This is a genomic window from Pseudomonas sp. BJa5, from assembly GCF_030272875.2.
Lineage (GTDB): Bacteria > Pseudomonadota > Gammaproteobacteria > Pseudomonadales > Pseudomonadaceae > Aquipseudomonas.
This window is the reverse complement of record NZ_JALRNG020000021.1, coordinates 20,565-43,288: the sequence shown is the minus strand read 5'-3', so window position 1 is coordinate 43,288 and position 22,724 is coordinate 20,565. Positions and strand designations below refer to the sequence as shown.

The window sequence follows — 22,724 nt, the reverse complement described above, 5'->3', positions numbered from 1 at the left end:
ACGTGGCCTGTAGGAAGGGGGTTGTTTCACGAATGCAACGCTTTCGCGTTCTCGCCCTGTCAGAATTGGCACACGTAAGTTGAGTCAGATTATTGACGAATTCGGATTTGCGCTTTGTAACTGCGCTGCTAACGTGGAAGATGCCCGGGACGTAAAAGGGCCCATTTGCGAGGGAGCCATGCGCCGATATTTCAAGGAATTGCTGCTCGTCCTGTACCTGCTCAGCCACTTTCCCTACTACCTCGAACGCATTCAGGCCATCGGCCTGGGGCCGGCGTTGGTGTTGTATGGCGGGGTGTTCGTGCTGCTGGTGCTGGCCTTGCTGCTGTGCGCCAATATTCGCCAGGGCTGGCTGCGCTGGGGCTTTGCCCTGGTGTTCTCGGCCAGTGCGCTGTTTTTCGATGCCTACACCCGCATCACCGCCGATTACCTGACCTACAGCGCCTTCATCTCCATGGTCTATTCCGGCGGCTTCATCGGCGAGGCCCTGGCCCAGTACCACAGCGTGATCCTGCAGAGCCTGGGGCGTACGCTGCTGTTGCTGCTGGGCCTGGGCCTGCGCCCGCGGCGCCAGCTGCCGGGGCCGGCGCTGCTGCCCTGGGCCGCGCCGCTGCTGGCCATCGCCCTGTTGACCACTATCCTGTTCGTGCGCGCAGGCGAGGGCGCCCGTGGCCTGCCGATCATGTACACGCCGCTGGCCTACCTGAACCTGATGGCCTACGAATCGCTGAACAATCATGTCGGCCCACGCGAGCCGGTGACCCTCTCGCGCAGCGGGCCGGTGCTGGCCCGTGACATCGTGCTGATCATCGATGAAAGCGTCTCGGGCAACTACCTGGACCTGAACACCGCCCAGGGCGTGCGCAGCCACCTCAACCAGGCCCAACCCGGGGCGAGCATCTTCAACTACGGCTACGCCGCCTCCATCGCCAACTGCAGCGCCGACACCAATGTCACCCTGCGCTACGGCGGTACCCGCAGCGACTACCTGCGCATCAACTCGACCCTGCCGTCGATCTGGCAGTACGCCAGGGCGGCGGGCCTGGGCACCGTGTACATCGATGCGCAACGCACCGGTGGCAACCTGCAGAACCTGATGACCCAGACCGAGAAGCGCGACATCGACCAGTTCATCCAGTTCGACGACACCCCGGTGCAAGACCGCGACATGGCGGCGGTGGGCAAGCTCGTCGAGCTGCTGGGCGACGACCAGGCGCAACTGATCGTGGTGAACAAGGTGGGCGTGCATTTTCCGGTGCACGACAAGTACCCCGATGCCTTCATGACCTACCGCCCGGCCTTGCCCCGCGGGCAGTACGCCGACATCACCGACACCGGCCGGCGCGACGGCTTCAGCGGGCAGCCGGAAGACTGGGTGCTGTACCGCAACGCGTACAAGAACAGCCTGCTGTGGAACGTCGGCGAGTTCTTCAATCGCCTGTTCGCCCAGGCTGATCTGAGCCAGGCCGTGCTGATCTACACCTCCGACCACGGCCAGGACCTGCACGAGCGTGGCAATCCGGGGTTGAACACCCATTGCGACAGCGACCCGGTGGAAGAGGAGGGCCTGGTGCCGCTGGTGGTGATCCAGGGCAAGCAGCTCAAGACCCTGGACTGGGATGCGGCGCTGGCCAGCAACAAGGATCGCTCCAGCCACTACAACATCTTCCCGACCCTGTTGCAGTTGCTCGGTTACGACCCGGCCGGCTTCACCCCGGTCTACGGCCGCTCACTGGCGGTGCCGACCGAGGATGACTTCAGTTTCAACACCCGCTTCAACGCGCGGCTGGGGGCGGAGCCGGTGTTCAAACGCATCGACCTGAACCAGGTGGTCACGCCCCAGGGGCCTTTTGTCGAGCAGGCGCCTGTGCTGGGCGGGCGCGAGTGAGCCAGTGACACGCCCATGCCTTGGCATGGGCGTGTCCTGTAGGGAGAGTCCCGGTCAGCGATAAGTAATTACCACTTCGGGGCGTGGCGCACGGTTTTTCATGGGCGCTCACATTCCCCGGAGTACGCTCATGTTGAACAATCCCCTGCCTGTCCCCGATGCCCGCAGCGACGACTTCATCCTCTCGGCCGATGACAGCGGCATCAGCAAGACCCTGCAATACCTCATCGATACCACCCGCGACGCGCTCGGCCTGCTGGCACCGGTGGACAAGCACCGGTATCGACAGCTTTGCCTGGGCACCGCGCAACTGCGCAACGCACTGGCCAGGGAGGTCCAGGCGTTTTCCCGCGAGCTGGACGTCGCTAGCCAGGCGCAGTTGCGCACGGCACTGTTCGAGGAACTGGGGCGACACATCGACATTCACCAGACCCGGATCCGCGTGCCCGTCACCGGCGGTACGCGACCGCGGCGCAGCGCTACCGACGGCCTTGAGCCGGTCTACGAGAGCCGCAGCCTCTGGGACGCAGCCAGGCGCAACTTCGGGTTTCACCAGGGCAGTCGCTGGCTGACCGGCAGTGGTGAGCAATTTCACGCGGGGGCTGCCATCCTGGAAAAGGATCGGCCAGCGGGTGCCAAGGCGCTTACCTCCCTGGCGTTTGTCGACATCTGCCGCAACCTGGACCTGGGTGAGCATTTTCTTGACGCCTTCGAACGCGGCTACCCGACACGGATCAAGCCAGTGCTGCTTGGTTACCAGCGCGCGTGCCTGGAGCTGGCCGTGCTGGAAGCCTTGCGCAGTGGCGAGATCAACGCCGCCGAGAAAGTGCAGCTGCTGAGCGCCTGGGAGGATGAAGACAAGCCCTGGAGCAGCTACCGGCTGAACTTTGCCGGCAGCAGCGTCCCGATCACGCTGTTCCTGCGTCCTGCCGCGGGCCCGGTAGAGCCGATTTTCACCTACGTGCCCGGGTTCCCGGGGGAAATCAAACGCTATGCCACCCAAGCCATCGCCGAAGACGCCTTGCGCGACGCCTTGAGAGGCGCGGCCTCGAGCAGCGGCAGCCCCTGGTTCTTCAATCTGCTCAGCCGGGCTGACCAGCTCAGGTTATACAGCCACCTCAAGACCCCGGCGGTCGACACCCGCGAGCTGAACTGGCTGGCCCGGCAATTGTACGCCTGGTTCGCCGACACCACGCCAATTGCCCGGCGCTTGCACCTGGAGGTCGATGTAACTGGCCAGTCGCTGGCCACGGCCATGGGCAATGGTGTTTCCCTGCGCTACTACGCCGATCTCTCCAGTGGCTATCGACCGGTCAGCGACGTTGACCACCAGACCTGGCTCGAGGCCCTGGCCCATATTGGCAGCGAGGTGCTCGAGCTGCTGCTGATCCCGGTTCCGGGTGGTGCCCGCGGCCTGAACAAATTGATGCTCAGTGCCACCTTCAGCACCCTGGGCTATCAGACCTACCAGGCCAGTGTCGCCCTGGTCCGCGGCGAAACCGATCAGTTCGTGCAAGCCATGGCCGACATCATGGACCTGGCCATCACGGCGGCCCTGCAGGGCGCTGGGGCGAAGATCTCCCGGTTACGCAGCCAGGCCTTGATCCGCGCCTTGCACAGCCCGCAACTGGTGACCGATTCGCTAGGGCGCTCGCAGTTGAGCTGGCGCTCGACTCCGGCGCAGCACACATCCAATGCATCACTCAGTGACGCGCAGCGGCTCAGGTCGATGCTGGCGCCAGCAGTGTCTGCGCTGAACGACACGCAGCTCGAACGCCTGCTGGAGGTGAGCGGCACCTCGCGTACTGTGCTGGACGCTGTCTGGGCGGGCACGCTCGAGGCGCCCTGGCGACTGCGTGAAGCGCTGGACCTGCAGCAACTTCGGTGGCAACTGGACAGTCTGCTCAGCGCCCTGGAACAGCATCTCGCAGTGGTGCCGGCAATCGCCGATCAGGTGTTGCCTGCCCTGTTCGCCGTGCACTGCAATAGCCGGATTTCGATCTACGCCAGCGATCGCGTCACCTTGCTGGCTCAGTATCAACCCAGGCAGCCCGATTCGAGCACGCCTCACCTGCTACTTATCCGCCTGGGTGTCAACCTGTACGCCAGCCTGGCTGCGGGCGCGTCAGGGGGCGAGGTGTTCCTGGCCGCAGCCTTGCACGAGCATGACCGACTGCTGCCGGCCGCCAGGCTCGGGGCTGAGGACAGGACCACGTCGTTCGACCAGCGATTGCAGAATGTGACCGCGCAACAGACCGTTCACTTGAAGCAGAACCAGGCAGCACTCTATCAGGTGTTGCAGGATGGACGACCGCGAGCCAGCCTGGACCCCGAGCTGCCGGGGCATGGCTACGCCAGCACCGTTGGACCGGCCAGCGATGCCCAGGCACGCTTCGATGGACTGCTCTCGCGTTTTCCGGATCTGAGCCAGACAGCGGCGGTTCAGCTGTTGCGTCAGCACCCGGATATCCGCTTAGCTGCAGGTGACACCCTCAGTGCCCAGGTGCTTGAAGCAATAGACGACGTCCGTACCGACAGCCGTACCCAACAGGCCGTCAGCGCCCTGGAGGATCCGTTGGGGCGCGGCCTTGGCGATGATGCCGAGGCGTTGTTCGGCCACCTGGTCACCGCCTTGCAGACCTGGCCCGAGGCACTTGGCCTGAAGATTGTGGATGGCACCCATGCAAGGGTGCCCAGTCAGTGGGCGCGTTCTGACACCCAGCTGGCGTACTACGGCCAGACCTCCGCTGGCGATCACATCGAACTGCTCAGGAAGGGCGACACCTATGCCGGTTACGATGCGCGCAATGACGATGCGCTGGTGCCCAGGCCCGGGGATCATCCGTTGGTGGGCTCGGTGTTGCGCAGCCTGAGTGACACGCAGCGCGACCAACTGGGCTACGGGCTCAATGACAGCGCCCGGCTGGCCAGGCGTATCACCCAGTCGGCTATCGTGCTGTTGCGCGACTGGCGCGTTCCGCTTGCCGAGCTCACCACCTACGGCTTGAGCGACACACGCCTGGCGGCGTTCCAGACCACTGTGCAGATCAAGGCGAACAGCGTCGCCGCCGAGGGCATTTATCGACAGGATGGCAAGTGCTACATCCTGATCCGCAGGCAGGCTTACCAGGTTGTCCACGATGCCGAGGCGTCCACTACGCAGTGCGCTGTGTGGCGGATCGTCCGTCCGCAAGATGCGGTGGCCCAGGATCAGGGCAACCGTTATGTCTCCACTCGGCCCGGGCGCAGCGAGCCTGTGGTGCAGGACGCCATGGGCAGGTGGCGAGGCGTCGTCGTGGGCGGTGCGGCAGGGATGGAGCGCTCCCGCGACGGGACGCCGATCGATTCCCGGGTATATGTAATCCTCAACATACTTGTAAGAAATCAAACGAAGATTGACTCCAAGACAAAGGAAGTTGAAGACCTCTCCTCAAGCATGAGTGACAAGCTTCGCACGTCTCAGCTCACTGCCGATGATGAAGACATTATCAGTTTTAAAAAGCTGAACGATGAAGTAATAAAATTGCATGAGGAGGATGCGCGGAACTACAACAGGTTCGCCTCAGAGCTTGAACTAGATAAGGGATTTCGCTTCGAGTTTATGCATAACTACGCAATAAACTGCATCAGGCTTGCGGAACGCTATCACACCAAAGCGGTAGTCGACCAACTCGAGCACAATCAACGGACAGCCTCGCTGGGAGAAATCCATCCCGAGCTAAATCCAAATAATTTTCGCCCGCTGAACAGCTACAACATAGGCTTCCTGGAAACCAGGCTGCCGCTTTCGATGGCTCAGGAAGATGCTGTGGCAGGCGCTATGAGTAAAGTAGACATGTTGAAAGTCGGTTTGGTTGATGCACTGCGTCTTGAGCAGAGCTTCGATGTTGCGTGGGCGAAGATCCGCGAGTTGAAAAAGAAAATGCCCACCGACATGGAAGGCCGACGCCGGGAGCACAAGAAAATCACCGATGAGTTGAAAAGAAGTCTCCACCCCAAGGCCAGCAAGACACAGGTCAAGAAGATGATTGACCAGCTGGTTGACCTGCTGATCAATCTGCAAAATTGCCGCGACAGTCGTGCGTTACCTGCATCAAACTACGTTCGAATGGCGTTGGTCTTCTTTCACTGCAATCTTCTGATCGTAAGCGATACCACCAACCCAACGGCATCTTTTCAATTGCGCGGTGAGTTCAACGAACTCTACCAGAGTGTATTTGACGGCGTGACTAGCCTGGAAGCAGCAAGGCGTGCGCCTCCCGCGTTCAGGCTGGGCATGCTGGAAAGTAGTCAGTCCAGCCTGGAGGCTTGCCTGAGCCTGGCCGAAAGCCAGGCGCTGCCGGAGCTTGATCGCGACAAGCGCCACCTGGAAAAAGTGATTGGTTACATCCGCGAGATCAAAGAACAGGCCGACCAGGATGTGACTGCGATGTTTGGGCAGTCCGGCGTTGCCGTCGGGCACCTGCGCGATGAGGCGATAGACTATGATTTCATTCCGCCCCATAACATTGCGCGTACCACGGAACAGCGCCGCAAGGTCATTCGTGTGCGGCGTCCGCAGGGCGACTTGCTGCTCGAAGGCACTGTCGACCCGGACAACGCTGATGTCGTGCGTGTGACCCTGCCTGAAGGCTTTGGCGCGCAGAAGCAGACGACCTATAAGAAGACCGACAATGCCTGGCAGGAGCAGGTCGGCGCTGTCAGTCGCACGGATTACGCCACTGTGCGCAGCGAGGCCCGGCAACTGCTGGACGAGGTTGACCAGGCCAAGCGCCAGGCCGACCGCGAAGCCGGGGGTAAGATCAATCCGATCAACCTGTTCGAGTCCCTCGAACGCCGTGCCGTCAGACTCAAGGCGCTGGCCAGTACCCTGCGCTCCGACACGGATGTCGGCCACCAGGCGCTGATCAACCAGCTCACCCTCACTGCCGAAAGTCTGCTCGACCATGGCAAGGCACTGCTGATCAAGGGCTACAAGGACAAAAACTACCTGAGCGCAGCGCGGCTGCGCTACCTGATCGGCGAGGGGGAAGTGAGCGTGGAAAAGGGCGGCGTGCGTCTGGCGCGTGGCAAGGGCAACAACAAGTACTATCTCGACGTCTATTACATCCTTGACCGGCGCACGACGGGTGAGCGCCTATGGACAGCGCACTTCCATTATCCCCGGGCCGACAGCGGCAACCTGGATTTTGCCTGGAAGGCGGGGCACCTCAAGCGCCTGGACCAGGATCACCAGGGGCTGGGCCACCAGCAGGGCCAGGCGCAGGCCGGTGTGCCGGTGACGGCCATCTGGCGGGAAACCATCGACCGTGATACCGCTGGCAAGCTGTTCGCCCTGCTGCCGGCCTGACCTCAGCCTGGCATCTGTCACTCACCGGTGGACCTGGGCGCTACCAGGGGGTGCAAGCTGCGAAAGCCTTGCGCCTCTTCCACCAGCCAGTCATGCACGGCCCGGGCGCCGGGGTGGGTCAGGCCACCGGGCGGGTAGTGCAGCACGTAGCGCTTGTGATTGGCGATCGGCAGGCCGAAGGGCACGATCAGGGTGCCGCGCTCCAGTTCGTCATTGAGCAGGGTGCGCCGGGCGATGGCCACGCCGATGCCGGCGATGGCTGCTTCGATGGTCAGGTGGTTGCGGTTGAAGGTATGGCCGCGGCGCACATCCAGGCCGGCGGCGCCGATACCCTCCAGGTAGAACTCCCACTCCGCGTATTCGGAACTGCCGCGCCAGGCGGTGATGTCGTGCAGCAGCGGATAGTGCACAAGGTCGGCGGGCCCGTGCAGCGGCGGGCGGCCGCGCAGCAGGGCCGGTGAGCACACCGGAAAGATCTGCTCGTCTAGCAACGGGGTGGAGTGCATGCCCGGGTAACTGCCGTCGTTGAGGTCGATGGCCAGGTCGAAGTCACCTTCGCGCAGGGCCTGGCTGCTGTCTTCGGCCACCAGGCGCAGCTGGATGTCCGGGTAGCGTTGCTGCAGGCGCGGCAGGCGCGGCGTCAACCACTTGGCCAGGAACGAAGGGATCGAGCGCAGGCGCAGGGTGCCGCGAATCTCGCCGGCGTCCAGGCGCCGCAGTTCGGCATCGATGTTGCCGTAGGCTTCGCTGACCGTCTGGGCCAGGCGCTGGCCTTCGGCGCTCAGCTCCACGCCGCGGGCCCGGCGCAGGAACAGGCGAAAGCCCAGGCGCTCTTCCAGCTGGCGGATCTGCTGGCTGACCGCGCCCGGCGTAATGTGCAGCTCCTCGGCACAGCGGGTGAACGACAGGTGCCGCGCCGCGCAGGAAAACACATGCAGCCAGACATACATCTGGCCATTCATTTGCCGTCTCATCGTTTAGTTCTGCTAAAGGCTTGCTTAGAAAGTTTCGTTGGTCAATGCCACGGTGACCGGGCAGTATCGCGCAACTTCGCGAAACCCTTCAATTTTTTCATAGAGCGGTAAGGCGACATTCGTCGCTTGAGTGTGCAGGCATTAGCATGGCTATCAGTGTTTTCGACCTTTTCAAAATTGGCATCGGGCCTTCGAGCTCCCATACCGTCGGCCCGATGCGGGCGGCTGCCACCTTCGCCCAGGCCTTGCGCGAGCAGGGTTTGCTGGCCCAGGTGAGTCGCCTGGAGGTGCGCCTGTATGGCTCGCTGTCGGCCACCGGTGTCGGTCACGCCACGGACCGGGCCTGCCTGCTCGGGCTGATGGGCGAGTGGCCGGACCAGATCGACCCGCGCAGCATCGAGGCGCTGATCACTCGGTTGCAGGACAGCCAGGTGCTGCTGCTCGACGGCAGCCAGCCGGTGCCCTTCGATTGCGCCCGCGACTTGCTGCTGCTCGACGAAAGCCTGCCGTACCACCCCAATGCCATGACCCTGGAAGCCAGCAGTGCCACCGGCTCCCTGTTGCAGCAGACCTACTACTCGGTGGGTGGCGGCTTTATCGTCGAAGCCGGGGAAATCGGCAGCGTGGCCAGCACCGAACAGGTGCAGTTGCCCTATGACTTTGACAGTGCCGCCCAGTTGCTCGCCCTGTGCAAGCAGCACCAGCTGCGCGTGAGCGAACTGATGATGGCCAACGAGCTCGCCTGGCGTCCTGAGGCCGAGGTGCGCAGCGGCCTGCTCAAGCTCTGGGCGGCCATGCGCGAGTGCGTCGACAACGGCCTGCGCAACGAAGGCATCCTGCCGGGCGGGCTGCAGGTCAAGCGCCGCGCCGCCAAGCTGCATCGCAGCCTGCAGGAACTGGGCAAACCCAACGTGATCGGCTCGACCCTGAGCGCCATGGAATGGGTCAACCTGTTCGCCCTGGCGGTCAACGAAGAGAACGCCGCCGGCGGGCGCATGGTCACCGCGCCCACCAATGGCGCCGCCGGGATCATCCCGGCGGTGTTGCACTACTACATGAAGTTCAACCCGGACGCGTGCGACAACGACGTGGTCGATTTTCTCCTCAGCGCCGCCGCGGTGGGCATCCTGTGCAAGAAAAACGCCTCGATCTCCGGCGCCGAAGTGGGCTGCCAGGGCGAGGTCGGCTCGGCCTGCGCCATGGCGGCCGCCGGCCTTGCCGAGGTGCTCGGGGCCACGCCCATGCAGCTGGAGAACGCTGCCGAGATCGCCCTGGAGCATAACCTGGGCCTGACCTGCGACCCGGTCGGCGGCCTGGTCCAGGTGCCGTGCATCGAGCGCAACGCGATTGCCGCGGTCAAGGCCATCAACGCCGTGCAAATGGCCCTGCGCGGCGATGGTGAACACTTCATTTCCCTGGACCGGGTGATCCGCACCATGCGCGACACCGGCGCCGACATGCACGCCAACTACAAGGAGACCTCGCGCGGCGGCCTGGCCGTCGCCTTCGTCGAGTGTTGAGCCCGCTGCCGGCAGGCTGCCTGTAGGTGCGGGCTTGCCCCGCGAAGCGATGTGACTGACAGCTCGCAATCGCGGGGCAAGCCCGCTCCCACAGATCCCAAGTTATTCATACGCAACAAAAACAACTACAAGGCAATATCGATGACTGATGTAAATAGCACCACGACCCTTCGTGTGGAATCGGCTGCCCCTGCGCAAAGCAAAGCCTGGAACCGCCACGACACTACCTGGGTCCTGGGCCTGTACGGTACCGCCATCGGCGCCGGTACCCTGTTCCTGCCGATCAACGCCGGGGTAGGGGGCTTCTGGCCGCTGCTGATCCTGGCGCTGCTGGCCTTCCCCATGACCTTCTACGCGCACCGCGGCCTGACCCGCTTCGTGCTCTCGGGCAAGCGCGGCGCCAGCGAAGACATCACCGAGGTGGTCGAAGAACACTTCGGCGTCGGTGCCGGCAAGCTGATCACCTTGCTGTACTTCTTCGCCATCTTCCCGATCCTGCTGGTGTACAGCGTCGCCCTGACCAACACCCTGGGCAACTTCATGGAGCACCAGCTGCACATAACCCCGCCACCGCGGGCCGTGTTGGCCTTGCTGTTGATCTGCGGCCTGATGATCGTGGTGCGCAGCGGCCAGGGCATCATCGTCAAGGTCATGAGCCTGCTGGTCTATCCCTTCGTCGCCGCGCTGCTGTTGCTGGCGCTGAGCCTGATCCCCAACTGGAACGGCGCGTTCTTCGCCCAGGCCAGCGAAGGCATGTCCATGGAGCTGTTGATCAAGACCCTGTGGCTGGCGATTCCGGTGATGGTGTTCTCTTTCAACCACTCGCCGATCATCTCGGCCTTTGCCGTCGACCAGAAGCACCGCTACGGCGAGCAGGCCGACCAGAAGAGCGGCAAGATCCTCGCCAGCGCCCATGTGATGATGGTACTGACCGTGATGTTCTTCTGCTTCAGCTGCGTGCTGGCCCTGAGCCCGGCCGACCTTGCGGCGGCCAAGCAGCAGAACATCTCGATCCTGTCGTACCTGGCCAACCACTTCCAGACCCCGGTGATTGCCTTCGTCGCCCCGCTGATCGCCCTGGTGGCGATCACCAAGTCGTTCCTGGGCCACTACATCGGTGCCAGCGAGGGCTTCCAGGGCATGATCATCAAGAGCCTGCGCAGCCGTGGCAAACAATTGCCGGCCAAACGCCTGGAGCAACTGACGGCCTTGTTCATGGTGCTCACCTGCTGGGCGGTGGCCACGCTCAACCCGAGCATCCTGGGCATGATCGAGAACCTCGGCGGCCCGGTGATCGCCTGCCTGCTGTTCCTGATGCCGATGTACGCCATGCACAAGGTGCCGTCCTTGCGCAAATACTCGGGCAAGGCCTCCAACGTCTTCGTGGTGCTGATCGGCCTGATCACCTTGTCGGCGATCCTCTATTCCTTGCTCGCCTGATGCCTTAGTGTAGGGACTCCGTGCCGGGCCTCTGGGGCCTGGCCGTTGTCAAGGAAGCCTGCACCGATGAGCGATTCGACCGTCCACGCCGAACTGGGCGAGATCCCCTACAGCGTCAACCTGTCCGCTGGCGTGAACCAGTGGCTTGCCGATGAAAGCAAGGCACTCGGTGGCCACGACAGCGGCCCCAACCCCCACCAACTGTTGCTCTCGGCCCTGGGCGCCTGCACCGCGATCACTCTGTCCATGTATGCCCGGCGCAAGGAGTGGCCGTTGCAGCATATCCACGTGCAGCTGGATATCACCCGGGAAGATAAAACCACGCCCATGCACACCGAGATCAAGCGGGTGATCGAACTGCACGGTGAACTCGATGCGGCCCAGCGCGAGCGCCTGCTGGGCGTGGCCAATGCCTGCCCGCTGCACAAGCTGCTCAGTGGCAACATTGTCATTGCCAGCCAGTTGGCTGACTGAAGGCCTGTAGGAGCGGGCTTGCCCCGCGATCACGGTCCGCCAATCACACCGTAATCGCGGGGCAAGCCCGCTCCTACCGATCACAGCCTGCGCAGTTAGAGCAGGGCCAGGCTCCTGGGATCGGGCTCGCCGTTATAGAACTGATCCAGGCCAGCCTGGAACAGCGGATGGTCGGGGGCGACGCTGGCGAACAGGGTAAGACAGGAGCGCAGCTTCAGGTCGTCGGGGTGGCCGAGGATCTGCAGGGCGCTCTTGTCCTTGTGCTGCAGCAGGGCGCCGACACATTCCTCAAGACGTGGCCCCAGCAGCGGGTGCTGTAGATAGGCCACGGCCTCCTTGCGTCCGCTGATCGCATAGAAATCGGCGATGTCACTATGGGCCAGGCCATAGAGCTGCGGAAAGATGAACCAGATCCAGTGACTGGTCTTGCGTCCGTTCTGCAACTCTTGCAGGACCTTGCTGTAGACCGGCTGCTGGGCCTCGACGAAACGCTGAAGATCGGAGGGCTCGAACATGATCGTGTTCCTCGTCGTTACGCCAGAACAGTATGCCCCTTCATGGCGTGACCTCAAGGGTTTCCAGGGCCTGGCGCAGCCTGTGCGGCAAGGGCACCGGGCGCCGGCTCAGGCGGTCGACGTAGACATGGACGAAATGCCCCTGGGCCGAGGCCTGGCCACTGTCGTTGGCGAACAGCCCCACCTCGTAACGCACGCTCGAAGTGCCCAGCCGCGCCACCCGCAGCCCACCACAGACCCGGTCGGGGAAGGCGATGGACGACAGGTAGCTGCACTGGGTTTCCACCACCAGGCCGATGGTCGGGCACGTCTGGAAGTCGAGCAGGTCGTGCTCCAGCAGCCAGCCGTTGACCACGGTGTCGAACCAGCTGTAGTAAATGACGTTGTTGACGTGCCCATACACATCGTTGTCCATCCAGCGGGTGGTGATCTCGCGAAAGTAGCGGTAGTCGCCACGCTGCTGCACCAGGGGTTTGCTGGCGTTGGCCTGGGCCGGCGGGGCGCTGTGGAGGGACGGGGTCATGGAAAGCTCCTGAGCGTGGTGAGGGGGTCAGGCGACCTGGAGGGTGGTTTGCGGTGCACGAAACCCGCGCAGGACGATGAAGGCGGCCAACAGGTACAGGCTCATCACCAGGTACAGGCTGTGGCTGGTGCCGCCGCTGGCAGTGTTCAGGGCCGTGGTCAGCGGGGGGCTGATCGCCCCACCCAGGTTGCCGATGCTGCTGACCAGGGCGATGCCGGCGGCCATCGACGCCTTGGGCAGGTACTCGGACACCAGGGCGAAAAACACCGGGGTGATCGAGGTCAGCCCCATGACGGCCAGGCACAGGCCGGCCAGCGACAGCGCCAACGTGCCTTGCGCCAGGACGATCAGGCCCAGGCCGGTGCTGGTCAACAGGGCGCCAGCGGTGAAATGCCAGCGTCGTTCCTGGTGGCGGTCGGAGCTGCGACCGAGCAGGAGCACGCCGGCGATCGCGAAGAACTGCGGCAGTGTCGCGTAGAGGCCGATCTCCAGCAGGTCGGTGACGCCCCAGCTCTTGATCAGGGTCGGGGTCCAGAACACCACGCTGTAGGTGCCGCCGACCATCAGCACATAGGTCAGCGCCAGCATCCAGACCCGGGTGTCACGCAGGAACCGACCCAGCGAGCCGTGCTCGGCCTTGGCGCTGCTCTGGCCCTCGGCATCGAACGCCTGGCGCAGTTGGGTCTTCTCTGCGGGGCTCAACCATGAGGCCTGTTCGGGGCGGTCTACCAGGCAGAACCAGGCCAGGATGCCCAGCAGGGGCGCAGGCAGGCCCTGGACCAGGAACAGCCACTGCCAGCCGTGCCAGCCGTTGATTGCGTCGAAGTACTTCATGATGGCGCCCGACAAGGGCCCGGCGATCAGGCTGGCGGCAATGGCGCCGAGCATGAAGATGCCGATCATCCGCGCGCGCCGCGCCGGTGGGTACCAGTAGGTCAGGTAGAGCAGGGCGCCCGGGGTGAAGCCGGCTTCGAACACGCCGAGCAGAAAACGCAGGACATAGAACTGGGTCGGGGTCTGCACGAACATCATCGCTATGGCCACCAGGCCCCAGCAGACCATGATGCGCAGCAGGGTCTTGCGTACGCCGATCCGTTCCAGCATCAGGTTGCTCGGCACCTCGAACAGCAGGTAGCCGACGAAGAAGATCCCCGCGCCCAGGGCGTAGACAGCGTCGCTGAAGGCCAGCGTTTCCTTCATCTGCAACTGCGCGTAGCCGACGTTGATGCGGTCGAGGAAGGCCACCACGTAGGCGGCCAGCAGCAGCGGCATGATGCGCCAGCTGATCTTGCGAAACAGTGTCCGGTCATCCGGGGTGGCTGTCGGGTTCATCGCTGTCTCCGGGTTGTTGTTCTTGTTGTGAGGGGGCTCGGGCCGTTGTTTGCGCAAAGGCGGCAGGCTGGATGTTGCGTGCGTTGCAGGGCAGCGCACCCTCCCTGTTCGGGGGGGATAGGGAGGGGAGGAGTGGAGGGTCGCTGGCAACCTACCCGCTTAGAGGGGGGGGAGTGGCGGCCTGGCGGCCTAAGGTGGGGCAAAGGCGTCCGCAAGAGACGCAACCGTCGAACTCATCGAAATCAAAGGTATAACAATGATTCCTCGCACCCTTTTCGATCATGAGCATGAAGCCTTCCGCGACACGGTCCGGCGCTTCCTCGCCGAGGAATGCACGCCGTTCCATGAGCAATGGGAAGAAGACCACCTCGTGCCCCGGCGGATCTGGCAGCGTGCCGGTGAGCTGGGCATGCTCAATGCCACCACCCCGGAGGCCTATGGCGGCCTGGGCGTGGACCGCAGGTTTTCGATGATCGCGGTGGAAGAGGTGGCCCGTGCCGGGCTCTCGGGCCTGAACGGCTTCAACGTGCATGACATCTGCGCCGGTTACCTGATCAACTTCGGCACCGAGCAGCAGAAACTGGAGTGGCTGCCGAAGATGGCCAGCGGCGAGGCCATCGCCGCCGTGGCCATGACCGAAGCGGACACCGGCTCCGACCTGCAGGCGGTCAAGACCCGGGCGGTGCTCGACGGTGACGAGTACGTCATCAACGGCGCCAAGACCTTCATCTCCAACGGCACCAACAGCGACATCATCGTGGTCATCGCCAAGACCGGCAGCAGCGGCAAGGGCTCGCGGGACATCTCGCTGATCCTGGTGGAAGCCGATCGCGCCGGGGTCAGCAAGTCCCGGCCGCTACGCAAGGTCGGCATGCACGCCCAGGACACCACCATGCTGTTCTTCGAGAACGTGCGGGTGCCGAAAGCGAACATCCTCGGCGGCGAGCCGGGCCAGGGCTTCTACCAGTTGATGAAGGAGCTGGCCTGGGAGCGCCTGAGCATCGGCCTGCTCGCCGTGGCCGCGAGCCAGGCGGTGCTGGAACAGACCCTCGACTACACCCGTGAGCGCAAGGTCTTCGGCAAGCCGATCATCGACTTCCAGAACTCGCGCTTCAAACTGGCCGAGCTCAAGACCGACATCGTCCTGGGGCAGACCTATGTCGATCGCTGCATGGAGCTGGAACTGCAACACGCGCTGAGCCCGGAGGCGGCGGCCGCGGCCAAGCTCTGGTGCACCGAGTTGTACTCGCGGGTGGTCGACCAGTGCGTGCAACTGCACGGCGGCAATGGCTACATGCTCGAATACCCGGTCGCCCGCCATTACCTGGACAGCCGGGTCAACCGCATCTATGGCGGTGCCAACGACATCATGCGTGAGCTGGTGGCGCGCAGCCTCTGAAACGCTTCGTTACACCGGGCCGGCGACTTGCGCTGGCTGTACTGACTTTTGGCCAGCGTTGGGGTAAAAATCTGACGGGGTAGCCAGGTGGGAGCGGCCTTGCGCCGCGATGGGCTGCAGTGCAGCCCCAACGAAGCAATCGCTGCGCCCGGCAAGCGACCTGTGAATCGGAGAACGCTCAGTACATGCATACCGACAAACTGCTGGTGTCGACCAAATTCGCGCCGCCGCGCATCGGCCCCCAGACCATCCTGCGCCAGCGCCTGCTTGAGCAACTGCAGTGTATGGCGCAATGCCGCGTGGGCCTGGTCACCGGTAGCCCGGGGTTCGGCAAGACCACGCTGCTGGCCCAGTGGCGCCAGGCGATGATGCGCTCCGGCGCGGAGGTGGCCTGGCTGTCGCTGAGTGCCGACGACAAGCACCTGGCGATTTTCTTCGCCTACTTGCGCGGTGCCCTGCAGCGCCTGGGCATTGCCCTGGACAGCGGCATCCCCCTGGAAGGTGCCAGGCCCGAGTTCATCGATGAGGTGGTGGCGGCCATCGTCGAAGGGGCTGGCGCAATCAACAAGGAACTGTTCCTGGTCATCGACGACTACCAGCACGTCACCGATCCGCGCTCCCATCAATTGATGCAGAAACTGCTCGATCACAGCCCCGAGAACCTGCATTTCGTCATTTCCTCCCGGGTCGGCCCGCCGCTGAGCTTCAGCCGGCTGCGCCTGAGTGGCCAGTTGGTCGAGCTTGATTGCGCGGCCTTGCCCTTCGATCTGGCTGAGTCGCGGGCCTTCCTGGAACAGAGCCTGGCGGCCTTGAAGCTCAGTCCCGAGGAGCTGCACCAGATCCATGAGCTCACCAGCGGTTGGCCGGCCACCCTGCAGCTGGTGATCATCCTCCTGCGCAGCGACCCGGACTCGCGCAGTGCCCTGCGCGAGATGGGTTGGCGCTCGGACGACCTGCAGAGTTACCTGGCGGAAAACGTCATGGCCCACCTGCCGCCGGAGCTGGCGACCTTCATGGAACGTGTCAGCATCTGCCGGCGCTTCAACGCCTCGCTGGCCCAGGCGGTGACTGGCTGTGAATCGGCCCAGGCCATGCTCAAGCAACTCGACGAAGAAAACCTGCTGATCTTTCGCGTCGAAGCCGATGACCGCCAGCCCTGGTATCGCTTTCACGCCCTGTTCGCCGACTTCCTCGTCACACGCCTGGCCCGTCGCGACAGCGGTTCGCAGACCGAACTGCATTACCGCGCCGCGCGCTGGTTCGCCGAGCGCAAGCTGTTGGCCGAGTCGGTACGCCATGCCACCCTGGCCGGCGACCTGAGCTTTGCCGCGCAACTGATCGAGCGCGCCGCACCGGCGACCTGGAGCCTGAGCCAGCTCAGCCCCTTGCTGCGCCTGCTCGACCGCTTGCCTCAAGACATCCTGTTCTCGCGGCCACGCTTGTTCTTCCTCGGTTGCCTGGCCTACGCGCTGACAGCCCGTCCGGCCAAGGCCGAGGCCTGGCTGGAGCAGTTCCAGCGCAGTGGCGCGGCGCAGCAGGCCGACGTCGCCTACCGGCTGCCGCTGGTGCAGGCGGCCATCGAGGTCCAGCGTGACCGCACCGAACCGATCATCGGCTTGCTCAAGGACTTCCAGGCCTTGCCCGACGACTATTCGGCCACCCGGTTCGGTGCGCCGGCGCTGCTGGCCATCGCCTACGCGGCCGCCGGACGGATCGAGGAAGCCTTGCAGTGCCTGGACGACAATCCCATTCCCGAGGCCGAGCGCGACGCCGAGATGGCCCTGGTCGCCGAAGGCGCGCGTACCCTGTGTTACCTGCAGGCTGGCCGGGTGCAGGAAGCCGAGCGCATCGGTACCGCGCAGCTGGCCCGCGCCGTGGCGGTCCATGGGCATCGCTCGGCCAGCGCCTACCTCGGCGCCGCCACCCTGGCCGAGGTGTACCGCGAGCTGGACCGCACCGACGAGGCGCGGGAGATCCTCGCCAATCGCAACGGCCTGCTGCAGTGGGCCATGCCTGACACCATGCTGCGTGCGACCATCTGCCGGGCACGCCTGGATGTGCTGCAGGACAGCGCGGCAGTGGCCATGGCCTTCCTCGAGCGCCAGGAACGTCACTTCCGCTCCATCGGCCAGGACCGTGCCCTGGTCCACTGCCTGGCCGAACAGGCGCGCATCGCCTTGCTCGACAACGACAAGGCCGGGGCCTCCGAGCGGGTCGCCAGGTTGCAGGTCCTTGCCGGCAACTACCAGGGGGCGAGCGGCTTTCAGGCCGACATCCCGGCGATCGCGGCGCTGGCCAATGCCCGTCTGCAGCTCTCCACCAACTACCCGGCCAAGGCACTGGACGAGTTGCAGCGCCTCTACGCCTACGCCGGGCAGTTCAGGCGCGGCCAGCTACAGGTGATGGCGCAGGTGTTGATGGCCTGCGCCCATGCCGACCTGCTGCAACCGGAACAGGCCCAGGCGCATCTGCTCGCCGCCCTGTCCCAGGGGCGCGAGCTGGGTCTGGTACGGACCTTCCTGGACGAAGGCGAGGGGCTGCGCAAGTTGCTCGCCGGGCTTGCCGGCAGAGCCCCGAATGCCGAGGACGAGGCTTACCTGGCACGCCTGCTGGAGCGCTTCGGCACGGCCAGCGTCGGCCGTGGCAGCGAGTCGTCGGGCGGTGGCGCAAGCTCTGTGCTCACGCCCCGGGAGCTGGCGATCCTGCAACTGATCAGCCAGGCCATGGCCAACAAGCGTGTGGCCCTGACCTTGAACATTTCGTTGGAAACGGTGAAGTGGAACCTGAAGAACATCTACGTGAAGATGGGGGTTTCCAGCCGCTATGACGCGGTGTCCTGGGCGCGCAAGCACGGCCTGATCGAGTAAGTGCGAAAACACCGACGCAGGTCACCCGTGGCGTTGCGTGGACGCCACGGGAGGTGCCGTCGCCGGTATTTCGCCGGGCCAGTCTAGGGTCGCCGGCGGCTTGCCCGCCAACCCCTGAAGGGGGGGGCGCCAGTGCGAATTCCACAGCCCTTCACATCCCCCCCTCCCTGAGGGGGCGGCTCGCCGGAACCTGCTCCTATGATCGATCCAGAGCCCCTGTAAAGGTGGCGAAACGACGACCTAGGAGAGAACCAGCAATGATTCCGCGTAGCCTGTTTGATCATGAGCACGAGGAGTTTCGCAGCAGCGTGCGGCGCTTCCTGGCGCAGGAGTGTGCGCCTGGCCTTGAGCAGTGGGAAGCCGATCATCGGGTGCCCCGGGAAATCTGGAAACGCGCCGGTGCGCTGGGCATGCTCAACGCCACCACCCCTGAAGCCTACGGCGGCCTGGGCCTGGACCGGCGCTTCTCGATGATCGCCACTGAGGAAATCTACCGCGCGGGCCTGGCCTCGGGGCTGATCGGCTTCGGCGTGCACGATATTGTCGCCGGGTACCTGGTGAACTTCGGCAGCGAAGCGCAAAAGCAGGCCTGGCTGCCGAAGATGGCGGCGGGCGAGGCCATCGGCGCGGTGGCCATGACCGAGCCGGACACCGGCTCCGACCTGCAGGCGGTCAAGACCCGCGCGGTGCTCGAGGGTGACGAGTACGTCATCAACGGCGCCAAGACCTTCATCTCCAACGGTACCCACTGCGACGTCGTGGTGGTGGTCGCCAAGACCGGCAACAGCGGCAAGGGCGCCCAGGACATCTCGCTGATCCTGGTCGAAGCCGACCGCGCAGGCTTCAGCCGCTCGCGGCCCTTGCGCAAGGTCGGCCTGCACGCCCAGGACACCACCATGCTGTTTTTCGAAGACGTGCGCGTGCCGAAGGAGAACCTGCTGGGCGGCGTGGCCGGGCAGGGCTTTATCCAGCTGATGAAAGAGCTGGCCTGGGAACGCCTGTCCATCGCCGTCAGCAGTGTCGCCGGCGCCGAAGCGGTGCTGGAAAGCACCCTTGAGTACACCCGCGGCCGCACCGTGTTCGGCAAGCCGATCTTCGAGTTCCAGAACACCCGCTTCAAGCTCGCCGACCTGAAGATGCAGCTGGCGGTGTCGCAGAACTACGTCGACCGCTGCATGGAGCAGTGCCTGGCGCGCAGCCTCAGCCCGGAAGCGGCGGCTGCCGCCAAGCTGTGGTGCTCGGACCTGTACACCAAGGTGGTGGACGAGTGCCTCCAGCTGCACGGCGGCAACGGCTACATGCTCGAGTACCCGGTGGCCCGTCACTACCTCGATCACCGCGTCCTGCGCATCGCCGGCGGCGCCAACGACATCATGAAAGACCTGGTCGGGCGCACGCTCTGATCCGGGCCGCAGAGGAATACCTATGGAATACCTGATTCCCCGTACGCTGTTCAGCACCGAGCACGAAGAATTCCGCCGCGCCGCCCGCCGCTTCATGGAAGAGGAGGTCGCACCGTTCCACGCCCAGTGGGAAAAGGACAAGTGCGTGCCCCGCGAGGTGTGGCGCAAGGCCGGTGAGCTGGGCATGTTGCTGCCCTCCATGCCGGAAGAATACGGCGGCCCCGGTGCCGACCGGTTGTTCGACATGGTCTTCTCGGAAGAATTCATGCGCATCGGCGCCACCGGCCTGATCGGTTTCGGCGTGCACGGCCTGGTGGCCTTCTACATCCTCAACTACGGCACCGAGGCGCAGAAGCAGGCCTGGCTGCCGCGAATGATCGCAGGCGAAGCGGTCGGCGCCATCGCCATGACCGAGCCCAACACCGGCTCGGACCTGCAGGCGGTACGCACCCGCGCCGTGCAGGACGGCGATCAGCTGGTGCTCAACGGCTCCAAGACCTTTATTTCCAACGGTGCTTCCTGCGACCTGGCGCTGGTGGTGTGCAAGACCGGCACCAGCGGCAGCGCCAAGGATATCTCGCTGGTTATCGTCGAGAAGGAGCGCGAGGGCTTCAGCCGTTCGCAGCCGCTGGAAAAGATCGGCCTGCATGCCCAGGACACCAGCATGCTGTTCTTCGACGACTGCCGCGTGCCGGTCGAGAACGTGCTCGGCGGGGTGCAGGGCCAGGGTTTCTACCAGCTCATGCACGACCTGGCCTGGGAACGGATCATCGGTGCGGTGGGCTTCCAGGCCCAGGCCGAGGCGGCGCTGGAGCAGACCATCGACTACACCCGCACGCGCATCGTGTTCGGCAAGCCGGTGCTGGATTTCCAGAACTCGCGCTTCACCCTGGCGCAACTGAAGACCGAGGTGCAGATCGGCCGCTCCTGGGTCGACAGCTGCATGGCCTTGCTGCTGCAGGGCGAGCTGACTGCCGAAACGGCGGCGGTGGCCAAGTACTGGACTGCCGAACTCAGCAGCCGGGTGGTCGATGCCTGCCTGCAACTGCACGGCGGCAACGGCTACATGACCGAATACCCGATCGCCCGCCTGTACCTGGACACCCGCGGCAACCGCATCTGGGGCGGTACCAACGAAATCATGAAAGAAATCATCGCTCGCACCTTGTGAGCGCGATCTAGAGGAGTGCAAACGTGTCTCAAGAAATTCGCTTCGACGGTAAAGTCGCCATCGTAACCGGCGCCGGCAACGGCCTGGGTCGCGCCCATGCCCTGTTGCTGGGGGCACGCGGCGCCAAAGTAGTAGTCAATGACCTGGGTGTCACCACCGCGGGCCTGGGCAGCTCCAGCGCCGCCGCGGATGCGGTAGTCGCCGAAATCCGCGCCCTGGGTGGCGAGGCGGTGGCCGACTATCACTCGGTGACCGAGGGCGAGAAAATCGTCGCCACCGCGCTCGAGGCCTTCGGTACCGTCGATATCCTCATCAACAACGCCGGCGTGCTGCGCGACACCTCGTTCCACAAGATGAGCGAAGAACAGTGGGACCTGATCCAGGACGTCCACGTCAAGGGCGCCTTCCGCCTGACCCATGCGGTATGGCCGATCATGCGCGACAAGGGTTACGGCCGCATCGTCATGACCGCCTCCGGCGCCGGCATCTTCGGCAACTTCGGCCAGTGCAACTACGCCACTGCCAAGGCCGGCCTGATCGGCTTTGCCAGCGCCCTGGCGATCGAAGGCGCGAGCAAGAACATCCGCGTCAACACCATCGCCCCGATCGCCGCTTCGCGCATGGTGATCGCCAGCGGCATCTTCCCCGAGGCGTTGCATGACAAGCTCAAGGTCGAAGACGTCGCACCGCTGGTGGGCTGGCTGTGCAGCGAGCAGTGCGAAGACACCGGCGGCCTGTTCGAGGTCGGTGGCGGCTTCCACGCCAAGTACCGCTGGGAGCGTTCCCAGGGGCGCTTCCTGCACACCGACGGCCTGAGTCCGGAGCTGGTGCGCGACAACTGGGCGCGCATCACTCGCTTCGACGAGCACAGCGTCCACCCCGCCAATGGCGGTGAAAGCTTCACCGAGCTGTTCGCGCGCATGGAGTCGCCGGCCAAGGGCGGCAACGCCTACGTCGACATGGAAGTGGCGGCCAACGCGGTGTCGTACCTGGAGACCGAGTACGATCAGAACGACGCCGCCCTGTATGCGCTGGCCGTCGGCGCCGCCAAGGACCCGCTGGACCGCACCGAACTGCTCTACGTCAACGAGTTCACCGGTGACGACTTCCGCGTCCTGCCGACCATGGCCGTGTTGCCGGCCACCGAAGTGTTCCTGCGCGCCGCCAAATCCGGCGAGCCGCAGATCGAAGGCCTGAACCTGCCGTTCGCCAAGGGCCTGCATGGCGAGCAGTACACCGTGATGTACCGGCCACTGCCACCGAAGGCCAAGCTCAAGCACACCATGCGCCTGAAGGCGGCCATCGACAAAGGCAAGAGCTCGGTCAGCGTGCTGGCCATCGAGACCACCGACGAGCACGGCACGCCGCTGTTCTACAACGAAGTCACCGGCTTCTACCCGGGCGTCCCGGGCGCAGGCCTTGAGCGTGTGGCCAGCGAAGAGATCAACCTGCCGCCGGCCCGTGAGCCCGACGCTGTGCTGGCTGACACCACCGACGTCAACCAGGCCCTGTTGTATCGCCTGTGCGGTGACTGGAACCCGATGCACGTGGATCCGGACTATGCCGCCAAGGCCGGTTACGAGAAGCCGTTCCTGCACGGCCTGTGCACCTTCGGCTACCTCGGCCGCCATGTGATCAAGGCTTTCTGCGACAACGATTCGCGCCTGTTCAAGAGCGTGCGCGCCCGTTTCGCTTCCATCGTGATGCCTGGCGATACCCTGGAAACCCGCATGTGGCGTGAGTCGCCGACCCGCATCGTGGTGCAGATGCGCGCCGTGGAGCGGGATGTGATCGTGTTGAAAAATGGTGCGGTCGAACTGTTCGAGTCCGTGCCGGCCTGACCCCTGGCCACCTGCCGCGCCCCGAAA

The 22,724-nt window shown here is 64.4% G+C and carries 14 protein-coding genes; 10 read left to right on the top strand and 4 right to left on the bottom strand.

Annotation, left to right across the window (positions count from 1 at the left end; genetic code table 11):
- Positions 1–178: 178 nt before the first annotated feature.
- Positions 179–1,888 carry a sulfatase-like hydrolase/transferase gene (locus M2D63_RS13835; RefSeq protein ID WP_285863490.1) on the top strand — a complete coding sequence of 570 codons (1,710 nt, stop codon included), beginning with the start codon at positions 179–181 and terminating at the stop codon, positions 1,886–1,888.
- Between the two features lie 379 nt (positions 1,889–2,267).
- Positions 2,268–7,238, top strand: coding sequence for a DUF6543 domain-containing protein (locus M2D63_RS13830; RefSeq protein ID WP_285863489.1), 4,971 nt, complete (start codon positions 2,268–2,270; stop codon positions 7,236–7,238).
- A 17-nt stretch (positions 7,239–7,255) separates the two neighbouring features.
- Here M2D63_RS13830 and M2D63_RS13825 read toward each other — a convergent pair whose 3' ends face one another.
- Positions 7,256–8,212: a LysR substrate-binding domain-containing protein gene (locus M2D63_RS13825; RefSeq protein WP_285863488.1), complete on the bottom strand. Its 957-nt coding sequence runs from the start codon at positions 8,210–8,212 to the stop codon at positions 7,256–7,258.
- 146 nt (positions 8,213–8,358) lie between these two features.
- Between M2D63_RS13825 and M2D63_RS13820 the strand changes: the two genes are divergently transcribed.
- From M2D63_RS13820 to M2D63_RS13810, 3 genes are all read left to right on the top strand, one after another.
- Positions 8,359–9,732, top strand: coding sequence for an L-serine ammonia-lyase (locus M2D63_RS13820; RefSeq protein WP_285863487.1), 1,374 nt, complete (start codon positions 8,359–8,361; stop codon positions 9,730–9,732).
- 141 nt (positions 9,733–9,873) lie between these two features.
- Positions 9,874–11,172 (top strand): serine/threonine transporter, encoded by a 1,299-nt coding sequence (locus M2D63_RS13815; RefSeq protein WP_285863486.1) that lies wholly within the window; start codon positions 9,874–9,876, stop codon positions 11,170–11,172.
- A 66-nt stretch (positions 11,173–11,238) separates the two neighbouring features.
- A complete protein-coding gene (locus tag M2D63_RS13810; protein ID WP_285863485.1) occupies positions 11,239–11,646 on the top strand; it encodes an OsmC family protein in 408 nt (135 codons plus the stop codon).
- A 95-nt stretch (positions 11,647–11,741) separates the two neighbouring features.
- On the opposite strand, the gene M2D63_RS13805 is transcribed toward M2D63_RS13810, so the two are convergent.
- Genes M2D63_RS13805 through M2D63_RS13795 form a run of 3 tightly spaced genes read right to left on the bottom strand, consistent with a single transcriptional unit; the run spans position 11,742 to position 14,016 of the window.
- Positions 11,742–12,161 (bottom strand): DUF1810 domain-containing protein, encoded by a 420-nt coding sequence (locus tag M2D63_RS13805; protein WP_285863484.1) that lies wholly within the window; start codon positions 12,159–12,161, stop codon positions 11,742–11,744.
- Positions 12,162–12,201: 40 nt separating this feature from the next.
- A complete protein-coding gene (locus M2D63_RS13800; RefSeq protein WP_285863483.1) occupies positions 12,202–12,684 on the bottom strand; it encodes a thioesterase family protein in 483 nt (160 codons plus the stop codon).
- A gap of 27 nt (positions 12,685–12,711) precedes the next feature.
- Positions 12,712–14,016, bottom strand: coding sequence for an MFS transporter (locus tag M2D63_RS13795; RefSeq protein WP_285863482.1), 1,305 nt, complete (start codon positions 14,014–14,016; stop codon positions 12,712–12,714).
- Positions 14,017–14,272: 256 nt separating this feature from the next.
- On the opposite strand from M2D63_RS13795, the gene M2D63_RS13790 reads away from it, so the two are divergent.
- The 5 genes from M2D63_RS13790 (at position 14,273) to M2D63_RS13770 (ending at position 22,697) form a co-directional block, all read left to right on the top strand.
- Positions 14,273–15,415, top strand: coding sequence for an acyl-CoA dehydrogenase family protein (locus tag M2D63_RS13790; protein WP_285863481.1), 1,143 nt, complete (start codon positions 14,273–14,275; stop codon positions 15,413–15,415).
- Between the two features lie 185 nt (positions 15,416–15,600).
- Positions 15,601–18,282, top strand: a complete 2,682-nt coding sequence (locus M2D63_RS13785; protein WP_285863480.1) for a LuxR C-terminal-related transcriptional regulator — start codon at positions 15,601–15,603, stop codon at positions 18,280–18,282.
- A gap of 257 nt (positions 18,283–18,539) precedes the next feature.
- Positions 18,540–19,685 carry an acyl-CoA dehydrogenase family protein gene (locus M2D63_RS13780; RefSeq protein WP_285863479.1) on the top strand — a complete coding sequence of 382 codons (1,146 nt, stop codon included), beginning with the start codon at positions 18,540–18,542 and terminating at the stop codon, positions 19,683–19,685.
- A 31-nt stretch (positions 19,686–19,716) separates the two neighbouring features.
- Complete coding sequence (locus tag M2D63_RS13775; RefSeq protein ID WP_285863521.1) at positions 19,717–20,856, top strand: acyl-CoA dehydrogenase family protein; 1,140 nt, start codon at positions 19,717–19,719, stop codon at positions 20,854–20,856.
- Positions 20,857–20,879: 23 nt separating this feature from the next.
- A complete protein-coding gene (locus M2D63_RS13770; RefSeq protein ID WP_285863478.1) occupies positions 20,880–22,697 on the top strand; it encodes an SDR family oxidoreductase in 1,818 nt (605 codons plus the stop codon).
- The last annotated feature ends 27 nt before the right edge of the window (positions 22,698–22,724 follow it).

What these genes read in the sequence shown, in the direction of transcription:
- M2D63_RS13835 (WP_285863490.1), top strand. Translation starts at nt 179, where the DNA reads ATGCGCCGATATTTCAAGGAATTGCTGCTCGTCCTGTACCTGCTCAGC.
- M2D63_RS13825 (WP_285863488.1), bottom strand. Translation starts at nt 8,212, where the DNA reads ATGAGACGGCAAATGAATGGCCAGATGTATGTCTGGCTGCATGTGTTT.
- M2D63_RS13820 (WP_285863487.1), top strand. Translation starts at nt 8,359, where the DNA reads ATGGCTATCAGTGTTTTCGACCTTTTCAAAATTGGCATCGGGCCTTCG.
- M2D63_RS13815 (WP_285863486.1), top strand. Translation starts at nt 9,874, where the DNA reads ATGACTGATGTAAATAGCACCACGACCCTTCGTGTGGAATCGGCTGCC.
- M2D63_RS13810 (WP_285863485.1), top strand. Translation starts at nt 11,239, where the DNA reads ATGAGCGATTCGACCGTCCACGCCGAACTGGGCGAGATCCCCTACAGC.
- M2D63_RS13805 (WP_285863484.1), bottom strand. Translation starts at nt 12,161, where the DNA reads ATGTTCGAGCCCTCCGATCTTCAGCGTTTCGTCGAGGCCCAGCAGCCG.
- M2D63_RS13800 (WP_285863483.1), bottom strand. Translation starts at nt 12,684, where the DNA reads ATGACCCCGTCCCTCCACAGCGCCCCGCCGGCCCAGGCCAACGCCAGC.
- M2D63_RS13795 (WP_285863482.1), bottom strand. Translation starts at nt 14,016, where the DNA reads ATGAACCCGACAGCCACCCCGGATGACCGGACACTGTTTCGCAAGATC.
- M2D63_RS13790 (WP_285863481.1), top strand. Translation starts at nt 14,273, where the DNA reads ATGATTCCTCGCACCCTTTTCGATCATGAGCATGAAGCCTTCCGCGAC.
- M2D63_RS13785 (WP_285863480.1), top strand. Translation starts at nt 15,601, where the DNA reads ATGCATACCGACAAACTGCTGGTGTCGACCAAATTCGCGCCGCCGCGC.
- M2D63_RS13780 (WP_285863479.1), top strand. Translation starts at nt 18,540, where the DNA reads ATGATTCCGCGTAGCCTGTTTGATCATGAGCACGAGGAGTTTCGCAGC.